Below are 12989 nucleotides of genomic sequence, written 5' to 3' on the forward strand. Positions count from 1 at the left end.
ATGGTCGAGGTCTATCAGGCTGCCACTGAATTTCTGGCCGCGCTCGATGCTGATTGGCAGCGGCACGTCGCGGTTGTCGGGCCTTGCCTGCATCAACCGCATCCGGCGCGCGATCCCTACGAATCATTGGTGCGGGCGATTGCCTATCAGCAACTGCATGCCAAGGCCGGGGATGCGATTATCGGGCGGCTGGTCGGGTTGTTTCCCGGTCAGTCGTTTCCTCGGCCTGAGCAGATTCTTGCGACCGACTTTGATCGAATGCGCGGCTGCGGGTTTTCGGCGGGCAAGATCGCGACGATTCAAGGCATTGCCCAAGCCACGCTGGACGGCGTGGTGCCGGATTACGCCACGGCGCTGGCCATGGACGACGAAGTGCTGATCGAGCGGCTGGTCAGCTTGCGCGGCGTCGGGCGCTGGACTGTCGAGATGCTGCTGATTTACAGCCTGGAGCGGATGGATGTGTTGCCGGCAGATGATTTCGGTGTGCGTGAGGGCTATCGGCGGCTGAAGGGGCTGGAGGTGCTGCCGACGCGCAGGCAAATGGTTGAGGTGGGATTGGGCTGGAGTCCGTTTCGGACGGTGGCGGCTTGGTATTTGTGGCGGGTGGCCAAGCCGTAGACCGCGTTATCGTTCTTCGCGAGCAGGCTCCCACATTTGAAATGCAGTTCCCTGTGGGAGCGAGCCTGCTCGCGAAGGCGTCAGTCGATTTAACACCCATTTACAGGCCAGACTTCAAGCGACTGAACGCCCGAATCAACGCCCGATTGAACGCTTTGCCGTTGTCGTTCTTGCTGTACAACGAAGCCCTCACCTCGGCCGACGGATACGTCCCCGGATCATTGCGAATCGCCGCCTCCACCAACCCGTCCGCCGCCGTGATCGCATTGGCGTAGTGAATGGTGTCGGTGATTGGCGCAATCACCTCCGGGGTCATCAAATAGTCCATCAATGCCAACCCGGCCTGCGGATGCGGTGCGTCCTTGGGAATGACCATGGCGTCGAACCAGATCAGCGTGCCCTCCTTCGGTATCCGATAACTGAGTTTGAACGGTTTGCCGGCCGCCTGCGCCTGCCCGCCGGCGATGGCGACGTTGCCATTCCACGACATCGCCACGCAGGTGTTGCCGTTGGCCAGGTCGCTGATGTTCAGGTCGTTGTCGAAGTAGCGAATATACGGACGGATTTTCGCCAGTTGCTGCTCGGCAAGTTTCAGGTCATCGAGGTTCTGCCGGTTGATGTCCAGGCCCATGTACTTCATGACCGCAGCAAACACTTCATTGGGATCGTTGAGCAGGCTCACCCCACAATCGGCGAATTTCGAGACCACCGCCGGATCAAACAACATCGCCCAACTGTCCGTCGGCGCATCAGGCAAACGCTGCTTGATAGCCTGCTCCTGATACCCCACACCGGTGGTGCCCCAGGCGTAAATCCCGGCATAACGGTTGCCGGGATCGAACACCGCCATGTGCTGGCGAAACTCCTCACCGACCCCGGCGAAGTGCGGCACTTTCGCCTTGTCCAGCGGCTGGATCGCACCGCTCTCGATGGCTCGCGACAGGTGCTGGCCGGCGGTCAGCACCAAGTCGTAACCGCTGCGCCCGGTGAGCAGTTTGGTCTCCACCGTTTCCAGCGAATCAAAGTGATCGGCGACCACATGAATACCGGTTTTCGCCTCGAAATTCTTCAGGGTATCCGGGGCCAGGTACTCGCCCCAGATATACAGATTAACCACCGGTTTGGCGGTGTCGGCGGCCTGCACACACAAGGGTGCAAGCACCAGCATTAACGCTTGAGTCAGTTTGTGCAGGCCCATGCTCAGGCTCCTTTCTTCAGGCCGGCGTATTGCGGCATGGTGATGCACGCGACGTTGCCGCCGCCGAGGAGGATTTCCCGGGAGTTTTCGATGCCGACGATTTTGTGCTGCGGGAACAGTTCGGCCAGGGTCGCCAAAGCGATGTTGTCCTGGCGATCACCAAACAGGGGAACGACGATCGAACTATTGCCGGCGTAGTAGTTGATGTACGACGCGCAGATTTTCGTGCCGGCCTGCCGTGTGTGGGTGCTGTCTTGCTGATCGATACCTTCGGCTTCCTCGGCGGTCCACTCCAACACGTCCGGTTGCGGCAATTTGTGCACGATCAACTCGCGGCCACGGCTGTCGCGGGTGCTACGCAGGATGTCGTAGGCCTCCTGATAGATTTCCCACTGCGGATCATCGCGGTTGTCGGTCCATTGCAGGACCACTTCACCGGGACGAACAAAGCAAGCAAGGTCATCGACATGGCCGTCGGTTTCATCGAACTTGCAGCCCCGTGGCAGCCAGATCACCTGTTCGGCACCGAGGTAATCGTTCAACCGCCGAGTGACTTCGTCCTTGCCCAGATGCTGGTTGCGATTGCGGTTGAGCAGGCATTGTTCGGTGGTGAGGATGCTGCCCTGGCCGTCGCTCTGGATGCCGCCGAGTTCGGCAATCAACGGCGCGCGATAACGGTCGAGGCGTTCGATCTCAAGGATCTTGCAGGCGATCTGATCGTCCTTGTCCCACGGGTAATACAGGCCGCCGTCGAGACCGCCGTAGGCATTGAATTCGAAGTCGACACCGCGCACTTCACCGCTCTGATCGTTGACCACAAAGCATGGGCCGCTGTCGCGAAACCAGGTGTCGTTGCAGGTCATTTCCACCACGCGCACTTGCGGCGGCAACTGCCGGCGGGCGGTAGCGAATTGCGCGGCAGAAGCGCACACGGTGACCGGTTCGCTTCGCGAAATGGCCGTGACGATCTGCACCCAGACTTTCTGCGCTGGCTTGGCGCCGTTGCGCCAGACATCGGTGCGCTCTGGCCAGCCGAGCCAGCAGCCAGACTTGGCTTCGAATTCGCCGGGCAGACGAAAGCCGTCGTGTTTGGGGGTGGAGTCGAGCAAACGTGCCATGGTCAAACCTCGTCTTCGGGATGGGAATGACCACAGGCTAAGGTCGTCGGCAGCGCGCCCGCCAACGATGATTATTGCGGAACAGTTGAATTCAACTCATCAATCAGCCAGTTGATCGTTGAACCATTCAAGCATCTGCGCCACTGCCGGACGCTCCAGTCGCACCCGTTCGCAAACCAGCGCGTATTGGCCCAGCGCCGTCATGCTGGAAGTAAATGGCCGCACCAGCCGACCGTTCTGCAAGTCTTCCTGGGCAGTAAGATTGTCGCCCATCGCCACGCCCTGCCCTTGCGCCGCCGCCTCCAGCGCCAACCCGGCGTGGGCGAAATACAACTGGCGTTGCGGGCGCTGATCGCCGGCATGGCTGGTCAGCCACGCGGTCCAGGTCTTGCCGTCCTGATCATCGTGCAGCAGGCAGTGGCGAGCCAGATCCTTCGGGTTTTTCAGGGTGCCTTGGTTGAACAGTCCGGGGCTGCACACCGGGAAGAATTGCAACGCAGGCAAAGGGCGAACGAAATAGGCGCTGCTGTCCACCGGGCCGGTGCCGTAGGTGATCGCCAGATCGATATCCTCGCCCGGCGCGCTGGCGTCGATGGGTTGTTCGTAGAGGTGCAAAGTGATGTGCGGATAGCGCGCGTAAAAATCGCTGAGGCGACTCATCAACCACTTCTGCGAAAGCTCAGCGGTCACGGCCAGGCGCAGTACCGCCAGCGAAGACGGGTCGCGCAGTTCATCGCAGGCATCGCCGATCAGTTCAAAGGCCTGTTGCAAGCTTTGCATCAGACGCCCGGCGGCGATGGTCGGGCGAATCTGCCGGCCTTCGCGGATGAACAGTGAGACGCCGAGCTGTTCTTCCAGTTGCCGGATCTGATGGCTGACGGCGCTGTCGGTGACACATAACTCTGCGGCGGCGCGACCGAAATGCGCGTGGCGGGCGGCGCATTCGAAGGTACGCAGGGCGGCCAGTGAGGGGAGTCGTCGCATGGGGTTTGATCCGTTTTTTTCGGCCATGCTGACCGGACAGGTGATGCGCGTCCAGCGTGCAGACTGTATCGCACTGTATATCGCCCCACCGCAGACACACCCACCGCACAATTCCCCACCCCGACGACACATCACCGATACACCCCAAGGCTCAAATGCACCGGTCGATTCAACTTCTAAAATCCACCGGAGAACTGCCATGACCTCGACCCTTCCCTCCGCCCTCAAAGGCCTGCACCTGAACCTCGACCGCGCCGGCACCTGGCTCGCGCCGCTGACTTTGCGCCTGTTTATCGCCTGGGAATTTTTCGAGTCGGGGCTGGAGAAGTTCAACGGCCAGAACTGGTTCGAAGACATTCAGGAGCGCTTCCCGTTTCCCTTCGACCACCTGCCGGCGACGCTGAATTGGGAGCTGTCGATGTGGGCCGAGCTGATTTGTGCCTTGGCGATTCTGATTGGCTTCGGCACACGAATTTCGGCCATTGCGCTGATCGTGGTGACTGTCGTTGCCACCGCCGCCGTGCATTGGCCCGCAGACTGGTCGTCGTTGAGCGAGCTGGCGCAGGGTTATGCGATCACCAACAAGGGCTTCGGCAACTTCAAGCTGCCGGCGATTTACCTGGCCGCTTTGGTGCCGCTGGTCTTCGCCGGGGCCGGCAAGTTGAGTGTCGATGCCTGGCTGGCGCGGGTGTTCTGGAAGCGAAGCACCCGCTAAGGCTCAATGCGCGCGATCCAGCCCAACCAGCAACGCGTTGTCACGGCTGTAGATGTCCGGCGCGTAGCGCACGTGGCCGGCGTTGTCGACTTGCGCGGTCCAGTAGGTCATCAGGATCGGCACCGGCGCCGACAAGCGGAACTCGTGGGTGGTGCCGGTGGCGAGCAAGGTCTCGGTGCGGGCCTTTTCCGCCGGTGTGAGTAGCAGATCGCGCAGTTGCATCGGGTGCTCGACCCGCACACAACCGGAGCTGAATGCCCGCGGCCCCTTGTCGAACAGCGCCTTGCTCGGCGTGTCATGCAGGTACACCGAGAACGGATTGGGGAAGCGAATGACCATCTGCCCCAACGGATTGCGCGGCCCGGCGTCCTGACGCAGGAGAATATTGCCGGGATTGTCCCAGTCGATGTCCGCAGCGGCCAGCGGCTGGCCGTTGGCATCGAGCACTTGCAGGTTCTGGCGGCTGAGGAAGGTCTGGTCCTTGCGAATCTCCGGCAGTTTGTCTTCCTTCCAGATGGTCGGCGGCACCGTCCAGGTCGGGTTCAGGGTCAGACGCGTGACGCGGGATTTGAGCAACGGTGTCTGGCGCTCGGCACGGCCAACCTGGGTGCGTGTCTGCCACACTGGCTGGCCGCCCTGATACAGCATCAGCTCGGCCGCAGCGACGTTGACCAGCAAACCATCAGGCTCCATGTCCTGGGCCATCCAACGGAAACGTTCGAGGTTGACCCGCAGTTGGTCGCGGCGGGTCAGCGGGCTTATGTTCAGTTCGGCAATCGTGCCCGGCCCGACCACGCCGTCAGCCTGCAACGAATGGTTGGCCTGGAAGCTTTTCACCGCCTCCACCAGCACGCCTTCGTAGGCATTGCCGGGCGTGGCGATGTAATCGGTCAGATAGCCTTCGCTGTGCAGACGCAACGCCAGTTCCGGCACGCGTTTGTCTTCCATGGACGGGCGCAGCAGCGGGCCGTTGCCGACCGACTGCCATTGCGGCAAGGCTTTGATCCTTTGCGCGGCGTAGAGCTGACGCAGATTCTGGTATTGCGTCAAACGCGGCCGGGCGAGATCGAACGCCGCCGGAATGTCATGCATGCCCGGTACGGCAATCGACAACAATTCCGCCTGACGGTCACGCGGCGCTTCGTCGGCGTGCCACAGCGGTTCGAAGTGCGATTGCAGCAGACGGCCGTAATGCAGATCCTGCAGCGCTTGCAGGTAATAGCGGCTGATGTCGATGTCGGCGCACAGCTCGCCGTCCTGCGGTGCAGTGGTGGCGACCGGATAGCGTTTCGGGCTGAGGCCATCGTCGGCCAACAACTGCAATTGGCCCTGCAACGCCTGCAATCGTCCGGACTCACTGGCCCACACCGGCATCCAGTCCTGCTGTTGGTAGAAGCCTTTTAACTGTTCCAGCGCCGGGCCATTGAGCTGCGTTGCAATCGCCGGGCATGACTGTCGCAGACCGATCATCACAGCCTGCAAAGGGCTTTGCGGCTCGACCGGCATTTCGGCCGGTGGCGTCGGCAGCGTCTGCAAGGGTGGCAGCGGCTCATCGGCACAAGCGACAAACGGCGCAGCGAGCAAACAAATGCTCAAGTAGCATGCGTACTTTTTGAACAACTGCTTTACTCCAATCCATGGCCATCCAGATGATGGCCAACCTTACATCAGGTGCGCTGAACAGTCAGGCTCGAATCTTCCGGCCTGCAGGTTACGACTGGACGTCAGGAGCCAAAGTGCCAAATAAGTAGCAAGCTGAGGACACTTTATAAATGTTGACGTTTTTGCGCCGACTTCTGCTGAGCACCGTGACCCTTGTCGCCGTGACCAGCCCAGCTTTCGCCGCCGGCAAACCATCGCCGGTTTTGTTCACCAGCCTCGCGCACGCCGCGCCAGAACTCAATGCCCAAGCGCTGAAAGGTGCCTTGAGCGCCATGCAATGTGCGGTCAACAACGGCGCCAAACCGTCCCGCCACCTGGCAATCATCGATTATTCGCAACCGTCCACTGAGCGCCGACTGTGGATTTTCGACCTCAACCGAAAAAAACTGGTGCTGCGCGATCTGGTCGCCCACGGCTCCAATTCCGGTGAAAACTTCGCCACGCAGTTTTCCAATGTCGAAGGCAGTTATCAGTCCAGCCTCGGCCTGTTCCGCACTCAGGAAAGCTACAGTGGCACTCACGGTTATTCGCTGCGCATGGACGGCCTGGAACCGGGCTTCAACGACATGGCCCGCGACCGCGCCATCGTCATCCACGCCGCCGACTATGTGAATCCGTTGTGGAGCAAACGTCAGGGTCGCATCGGCCGCAGTCAGGGTTGCCCGGCGGTTCGGCCGCAGATTGCCAAGCAGGTGATCGACAAACTCAAGGACGGCCAGTTCATGTTTTCGTGGTACCCGGATCAGCGCTGGCTGAAAAAGTCGCCGTACCTCAATTGCCAGCCGCAGCAGGTGGCGAGCATTTTGAGTACTCACGCCAGCTAAACACCGCAAAACCCTGTAGGAGCTGCCGAAGGCTGCGATCTATTGATCTGTTTTTTTTGAAAAAATCAAAAGATCGCAGCCTTCGGCAGCTCCTACAGGGGTGACGTTGTGCAATTCGTTTCATTACAACTTTGTCATTCAGTTGTCGGTTTGCCGTGCGGATCGCTCGGTAGCCTGAAGTTGTCCCGGCGCCAATGCCGATCAACTTCAGCCACTGAGTGACTCATCATGAAAACCCTGATCCTCGCCTTCTCCGCCCTCCTCGCCACCGGTTCAGTATTCGCCGCCGATACGCCTGCCACCGCCGTGATTCATGACAAAACCGGCTTCTTCGTGCACCTGGATGTCGACAAAGTCCTGTCCAGCACCGATATTTCACAGGCCTGCGGCGTGATTCCGGCGCAACTGAACTACCTCGATCATCAGGGCCGTGAACATGTGCTGGACTATCAAGTACAAGGCACCGGCTGCACCAACGACCATTGAGACTGATCGCCCATGAATATTCTGGTTGTCGAAGACGAACCCAAGGCCGGCAATTATCTGCTCAACGGTTTGCAGGAACTGGGCTACAGCGTAAGCCTGGCCCGGGATGGCGCCGACGGGCTGCATCTGGCGCTGGAGCACAGCTTCGACGTGATCGTGCTGGATGTGATGATGCCGAAAATGGATGGCTGGGAAGTCCTGCGCCGGCTGCGCAAGGAAGCCGACACGCCGGTGCTCTTCCTCACCGCCCGCGATGACATTGCCGACCGGGTCAAGGGCCTGGAGCTGGGCGCCGACGATTACCTGATCAAGCCGTTTTCCTTCGCCGAACTGGTGGCGCGCCTGCGCACCCTGACCCGACGCGGGCCGATTCATGAAGACGAACAACTGCAAGTGGCCGATCTGCAGATAGACGTGCTCAAGCGCCGCGTGACCCGCGCCGGGGTGCGGATCACCTTGACCAACAAGGAGTTCGCCCTGCTGCAACTGTTCGCCAGCCACACCGGGCAAGTGCTCGCGCGCTCACTGATCGCTTCACGGGTGTGGGACATGAATTTCGACAGTGATACCAACGTGGTCGACGTCGCCGTGCGCCGCTTGCGGGCTAAGATCGACGACCCGTTCCAGCTCAAGCTGATCCACAGCGTGCGCGGGATCGGCTACCGCTTCGATACTCAGCCATGAGCACGAATCGCCCGTATTCCCTGACCCTGCGCCTGGCACTGGTGTTCGCCCTGCTCGCCTTTGCCTCACTGGCCGGGCTCGGCGCGGCGCTGTACAGCGAGCTTGAAGAACAACTCATCCGGCGCGACGACACGGCGCTGGTCAGTCGCGTCGATCAGTTGCGCAGTTTCCTCAACGACAGCAACACCCTTGAGCTGATCAAGAACAAACCGGCGCTGTTCCAGAACATGCTCGGCAACCACGAAGCGCTGCTGACCATCGGCGCGCCGGGCCAGCCGCCGCTGTTGGTGGTCAATCCCGGCAACCTGGCCACGCCAAATTTGCCGGCGGTGCCGATTGACCGGCCGCTGTCGCTGAACGACGTGCAGCATCTGCCCGACGTCAACGGCGTGCCGTTTTCGGCCGTGGCGGCAAGCATCGATTCCGGCGATCTGGGCAATCTGCAAGTACAGTCCGGGCGCCTGATGAGCGAGCGCACGGCGATGCTCGCCAATTATCGTTTGAGTGTTTATGGCTTCGCGTCGCTGGCGGCGCTGATGTTGGCGGTGATTGGCTGTCTGCTGGTGTATCGCGGACTGTTACCGTTGCGGCGCTTGGCCAACCACGCCCACGGTATCGGCGTCGGCAACCTCGGTGAACGTCTCGGCAGCCATGGCGCACCGCGAGAGTTGCAGCCGATGATCGAGGCGTTCAACGCCATGCTCGACCGCCTCGCCAAGGGCTTTGCGCAGTTGAGCCAGGTGTCCACCGACATGGCCCATGAACTGCGCACACCGATCAATAACCTGCTCGGTGAGACTCAGGTCGCGCTGCATCAGAACCGCAGCGTCGAGGCGTATCAGCAGTTGCTCGCCTCCAATGTCGAGGAGCTTGAGCGGCTGACGCGCATGCTCGACAACATGCTGTTTCTGGCGCGCACCGATCCGGCCAGTGCCTTGAATCAACGTCAGGAGCTGGACGCCAGCGATGAGATGCAACGCATCGCCGATTACTTTGAAGGCTTGGCGGCGGATGTCGGCGTGTGCATCGAGGCGCGAGGCAGCGGCGTGATCTGGGCCGAGCCGATGTTGCTGCGCCGGGCGCTGGCCAATCTGTGCGCCAATGCGATCAAGTACGGCGCGGCGGATTCGACGGTACAGGTAGAGGCGTTTGCCGAGGCTGACGGCAGTTATCTGCGGGTGCGCAACCGGGGCGTGACGATTGCGCCGGAACATCTGGCGCGACTGTTCGAACGTTTCTACCGCGTTGACCCGTCTCGCGAGCGCTCTGCGCAATCGAACGGGCTGGGCCTGTCGATCGTTGCGACGATCATGCAGTTGCATCACGGTCGTTATGCTGTGAGCAGCGTCGATGGCGAGACGTGCTTCGAACTGTTTTTCCCCGCCCGCGAATCCCGGGGCTGACATCCACCACAAGTCCCTGTAGGAGCTGTCGAGTGAAACGAGGCTGCGATCTTTTGATCCTGATCTTTGCAATCAAAAGATCGCAGCGTGCCGCAGCTCCTACAGAAAGTGGTGGTGGGTCAGTCACCTGAGATTTTGACTGTGCCGCCGCTATCGCGAGCAGGCTCGCTCCTACAGTTGATCTGCGCTCGGCTGATGATCAGGGCCATGACCATCAGGGCCGTGGCGACGCCGAAGGTGATGTGCAACCCAGTGGCAATAACGGCAGCCGGGGCTTGGGTCGGATCGCCGGTGGCCACGGCAAACACCGCGCCCATCGCCGCCGCCCCGGTGATCAAGCCCAGATTGCGCGCCAACCCGAGCAGTGCCGACACCACGCCGCGCTGATCCTGGCTGACCCCAGCCATCAAACCGGTATTGTTGGCCGCCTGGAACAACGCATAACCAGCGGCGATCACCGTCATCGGCAGCAGGTACGCAGGCAGGCCGAAACTCATCGGCAACAGCGCTAACAGGCTGCAACCGCAGGCCATTGCGAGCAACGCGCCGGGCACCACTCTCCGCGCGCCGAAGCGATCCACCAAGCGCCCGGCCGGTACGCCGCCGAACGCCGCCAACAAAGGCCCGACCGACAACACCAATCCGACCACCGTGCTGGTCAGGCCCAACCCTCGGCTCAGGTAAAACGGGCCAACCACCAGTGTGGTCATCATGACCGTGGTCACCAGCAGCGTCAGCGCCAGACTGCCACTCAGCCGCAGGTCGGCGAACAGTGACAAGCGAATCAGCGGTGCCTTGGTCTTCATCTCGACCGCAATGAACAATCCCGCGCCGCACAGGCTGATCAGCAGCAACGCCGGGGTGAATCCGTCAAGGGTCATCGCCAGCGCATAGGCCGCCAGCGTCAGCATCAATAACCCGGTGCCGAAATAATCAAACGCAATACGCACCCGGACTGGCCGATCCGCCGGCAGATAGCGATACACCAGCCACGCATTGAGCAAGCCCAACGGCACGTTGAGTAGAAAAATCGAATGCCAGCCGGCATGCGTCATCAACAACCCGCCCAGCGACGGGCCGAGGCTGGTGCCGGTGGCCGACATGGTCGCCAACAATCCCATCGCACTGCCCGCCCGGGACTTGGGCACCGCATCGGCCACCAGCGCCACCGTCAAGGCGAACATGATCGCCGCGCCAAGGCCTTGCACCGCCCGTGCGCCGATCAGCCAGCCCAGCCCCGGGGCCAGCGCGCAGGCCAACGACGCGGCAGTAAAAATGCCGATGCCGATCAACAGCAATCGCCGCCGCCCGAGGCCATCCCCTAAACGCCCGACACTGACAATCAACGTGGTGATCGCCAGCAAGTAGGCCAGAACGATCCACTGCACCTGTGGAAACGTCGCCTCAAACGCCGCCGCCAGAATCGGCAACCCGGCGTTGGCAATGCTGGTGTCCAGCGACGGCATCAACATCGACAGCGCCAGACTGGTCAGGGCCCAGCGGGCTGTGGTGTTCAGGGGTGGTCGAGGCATGGCGCATTCACTGTGCAAAGTTAATGTGTCGTAGCCTGAGCCTCGACAATACAAGGCGCAAGACGCATGCTTTGCACTTAATACCTGCACAGAACGCCATGTCATGACTGCACCGGATCTGAACCTGCTGATCACCCTCGACGTGCTGCTGCGTGAGGGCAGTGTCGCCCGCGCCGCCAAATGTCTGCGCCTGAGCCCGTCAGCCATGAGCCGTGCTCTGGCCCGTCTGCGCGAAACCACCGGCGATCCGTTGCTGGTGCGCGCCGGGCGTGGCCTGGTGCCGACCCCGCGCGCGCTGGAGTTGCGCGAACGGGTCAGTCATCTGGTGCAGGACGCCGAGGCGGTTTTGCGTCCCGCCGAAGTGCTTGATCCCGGCCAGTTGCAGCGCACGTTCACCCTGCGCAACACCGACGGTTTTGTCGAAACCTTCGCCGCTGCCCTGCTCGCCCGCATCGCGCAAGAAGCGCCCGGCGTGCGCCTGCGCTTTGTGCAGAAAGCCGACAAGGACAGCACGCCGCTGCGCGAAGGCCGGGTGGATCTGGAGACTGGTGTGGTCGACGACAGCACCGACCCGACGCTGCACAGCCGCATCCTCTTTGAAGATCACTGGATCGGGGTGGTCCGTGAGGGGCATCCATTGGGTTCGGGCAAGATCAGCGCCAAGCGCTTTGCCGGTGGAGAGCACATTCTCATTTCACGACGCGGACGCAGCAGCGGCCCGGTCGATGAAGCGTTACTCGCCTTGGGCCTGACGCGGGACATTGTCACTTCATTCGGCGGATTTTCAGCGGCACTCACACTGGTTCGTGAATCAGACCTGATTGCCACCGTGCCGGAACGTCACACCAGCAAACTGCGCACCGGCCTGCACAGTTTCGCCCTGCCCTTCGAGATGCCGCCCATCAGTGTGTCCATGCTCTGGCATCCGCGCATGGACGCCGACCCGGCGCATCGCTGGTTGCGCAACTGCGTGCGGGAAGTCTGTGCCTAACGCGCGTCACCGCCAGCGGGTTTGTAGAACAGGAATTTTTTCGTCTCGGCGGTTTTCCGGTATTCCTTGGCCCAACTCGGATGCACGTTGCGGTCATGGAAATACAGCGCGCCATTGGTGCGATCCTTGAGCTGACGGTTCAACGCCTTGCCGGCGATTTCCTTGGCCAGCGCGTATTCGGCATCTTCCTTGACCTGATCCGGACGCCCGTCACACCACCAGGAAAACTGGCAGCTTTTGGTTTCCGAGCCTTGCTTGACCACGGCGCAAACGGTGTCGGGAAAACCTTCATGGCCGAGGCGATTCATTACCACGCTGGCCACGGCTTCCATCTCCGGGGTGTCCCTGCCTTTGGCTTCCCAGTAGATACTGCGCGCCAGGCACGTGATCGGATCATCCAGCGGTGCGGCGCCGGCCGGGTCCACCGCTTGCACTTCGGTCGGGGTGATGGCTTCGGATTTGGGCGCCGGTGCCGCGCTGACTTTGTCCGCTGCTTTCTCTTCCAGCACCTGGGCTTTCTCTTCGGCTTTTGCCTTGATCGGCGTTTGATCGGTGGCCATGGCAGTGCCGGCCAACAGGGTTAACGCAACGCATCCAATCAACCATTTCAATGCCATGTCAGCTCTTCCGGCAGGGCCCGAGTCGGGCAAGGTGTTACGCAGGGGAGACGCCCGCATCCCGGGGTCTTGGCTGAGTGTAGACGGCAAAATCGCGGGCAACGTTCCGCTGAAAAATCCGCCAAATCAAGAAAAAGACATTGCACCCACCGGGGGC

13 protein-coding genes are annotated in these 12989 nt (G+C 61.3%); 7 read left to right on the forward strand and 6 right to left on the reverse strand.

Features of this window, described 5'->3' with window-relative positions:
• Positions 1 to 618: a DNA-3-methyladenine glycosylase family protein gene (locus ACA074_RS16130; protein WP_497677366.1), complete on the forward strand. Its 618-nt coding sequence runs from the start codon at positions 1 to 3 to the stop codon at positions 616 to 618.
• Between the two features lie 100 nt (positions 619 to 718).
• Here the strand turns inward: ACA074_RS16130 and ACA074_RS16135 are convergent, their stop codons facing one another.
• The 3 genes from ACA074_RS16135 to ACA074_RS16145 form a co-directional block, all read right to left on the reverse strand.
• On the reverse strand, positions 719 to 1816 hold the full coding sequence (locus ACA074_RS16135; RefSeq protein ID WP_497657514.1) for an extracellular solute-binding protein: 1098 nt from the start codon (positions 1814 to 1816) through the stop codon (positions 719 to 721).
• A 2-nt stretch (positions 1817 to 1818) separates the two neighbouring features.
• The gene (gene aguA, locus ACA074_RS16140; protein ID WP_497677367.1) at positions 1819 to 2934 is read right to left on the reverse strand and encodes an agmatine deiminase; all 1116 of its coding nucleotides are present in this window, start codon (positions 2932 to 2934) and stop codon (positions 1819 to 1821) included.
• A 99-nt stretch (positions 2935 to 3033) separates the two neighbouring features.
• A complete protein-coding gene (locus tag ACA074_RS16145; protein ID WP_497614414.1) occupies positions 3034 to 3918 on the reverse strand; it encodes a LysR substrate-binding domain-containing protein in 885 nt (294 codons plus the stop codon).
• 199 nt (positions 3919 to 4117) lie between these two features.
• On the opposite strand from ACA074_RS16145, the gene ACA074_RS16150 reads away from it, so the two are divergent.
• The gene (locus ACA074_RS16150; protein WP_497677368.1) at positions 4118 to 4633 is read left to right on the forward strand and encodes an HvfX family Cu-binding RiPP maturation protein; all 516 of its coding nucleotides are present in this window, start codon (positions 4118 to 4120) and stop codon (positions 4631 to 4633) included.
• A 3-nt stretch (positions 4634 to 4636) separates the two neighbouring features.
• Here the strand turns inward: ACA074_RS16150 and ACA074_RS16155 are convergent, their stop codons facing one another.
• Positions 4637 to 6253, reverse strand: a complete 1617-nt coding sequence (locus ACA074_RS16155; protein ID WP_497677369.1) for a L,D-transpeptidase family protein — start codon at positions 6251 to 6253, stop codon at positions 4637 to 4639.
• 152 nt (positions 6254 to 6405) lie between these two features.
• On the opposite strand from ACA074_RS16155, the gene ACA074_RS16160 reads away from it, so the two are divergent.
• The 4 genes from ACA074_RS16160 to ACA074_RS16175 all read left to right on the forward strand — a co-directional run bounded on the left by ACA074_RS16160 (position 6406) and on the right by ACA074_RS16175 (position 9692).
• On the forward strand, positions 6406 to 7119 hold the full coding sequence (locus ACA074_RS16160) for a murein L,D-transpeptidase catalytic domain family protein (RefSeq protein ID WP_187680527.1): 714 nt from the start codon (positions 6406 to 6408) through the stop codon (positions 7117 to 7119).
• A 228-nt stretch (positions 7120 to 7347) separates the two neighbouring features.
• Positions 7348 to 7605, forward strand: coding sequence for a DUF2790 domain-containing protein (locus ACA074_RS16165; RefSeq protein WP_401269444.1), 258 nt, complete (start codon positions 7348 to 7350; stop codon positions 7603 to 7605).
• Positions 7606 to 7617: 12 nt separating this feature from the next.
• Positions 7618 to 8289 carry a heavy metal response regulator transcription factor gene (locus tag ACA074_RS16170; protein ID WP_187680525.1) on the forward strand — a complete coding sequence of 224 codons (672 nt, stop codon included), beginning with the start codon at positions 7618 to 7620 and terminating at the stop codon, positions 8287 to 8289.
• A complete protein-coding gene (locus ACA074_RS16175; protein WP_497677370.1) occupies positions 8286 to 9692 on the forward strand; it encodes a heavy metal sensor histidine kinase in 1407 nt (468 codons plus the stop codon). The genes ACA074_RS16170 and ACA074_RS16175 overlap by 4 nt, the downstream gene beginning before the upstream one ends.
• A gap of 119 nt (positions 9693 to 9811) precedes the next feature.
• Here the strand turns inward: ACA074_RS16175 and ACA074_RS16180 are convergent, their stop codons facing one another.
• On the reverse strand, positions 9812 to 11224 hold the full coding sequence (locus ACA074_RS16180; protein ID WP_401269440.1) for an MFS transporter: 1413 nt from the start codon (positions 11222 to 11224) through the stop codon (positions 9812 to 9814).
• A gap of 103 nt (positions 11225 to 11327) precedes the next feature.
• On the opposite strand from ACA074_RS16180, the gene ACA074_RS16185 reads away from it, so the two are divergent.
• Entirely contained in the window at positions 11328 to 12215 is an 888-nt protein-coding gene (locus ACA074_RS16185) for a LysR family transcriptional regulator (protein WP_497614424.1), read from the forward strand.
• On the opposite strand, the gene ACA074_RS16190 is transcribed toward ACA074_RS16185, so the two are convergent.
• Positions 12212 to 12832, reverse strand: coding sequence for a cell wall hydrolase (locus ACA074_RS16190; protein ID WP_497614426.1), 621 nt, complete (start codon positions 12830 to 12832; stop codon positions 12212 to 12214). The genes ACA074_RS16185 and ACA074_RS16190 overlap by 4 nt on opposite strands.
• Positions 12833 to 12989 lie beyond the last annotated feature (157 nt).

This window comes from Pseudomonas sp. LBUM1655, from assembly GCF_059716085.1.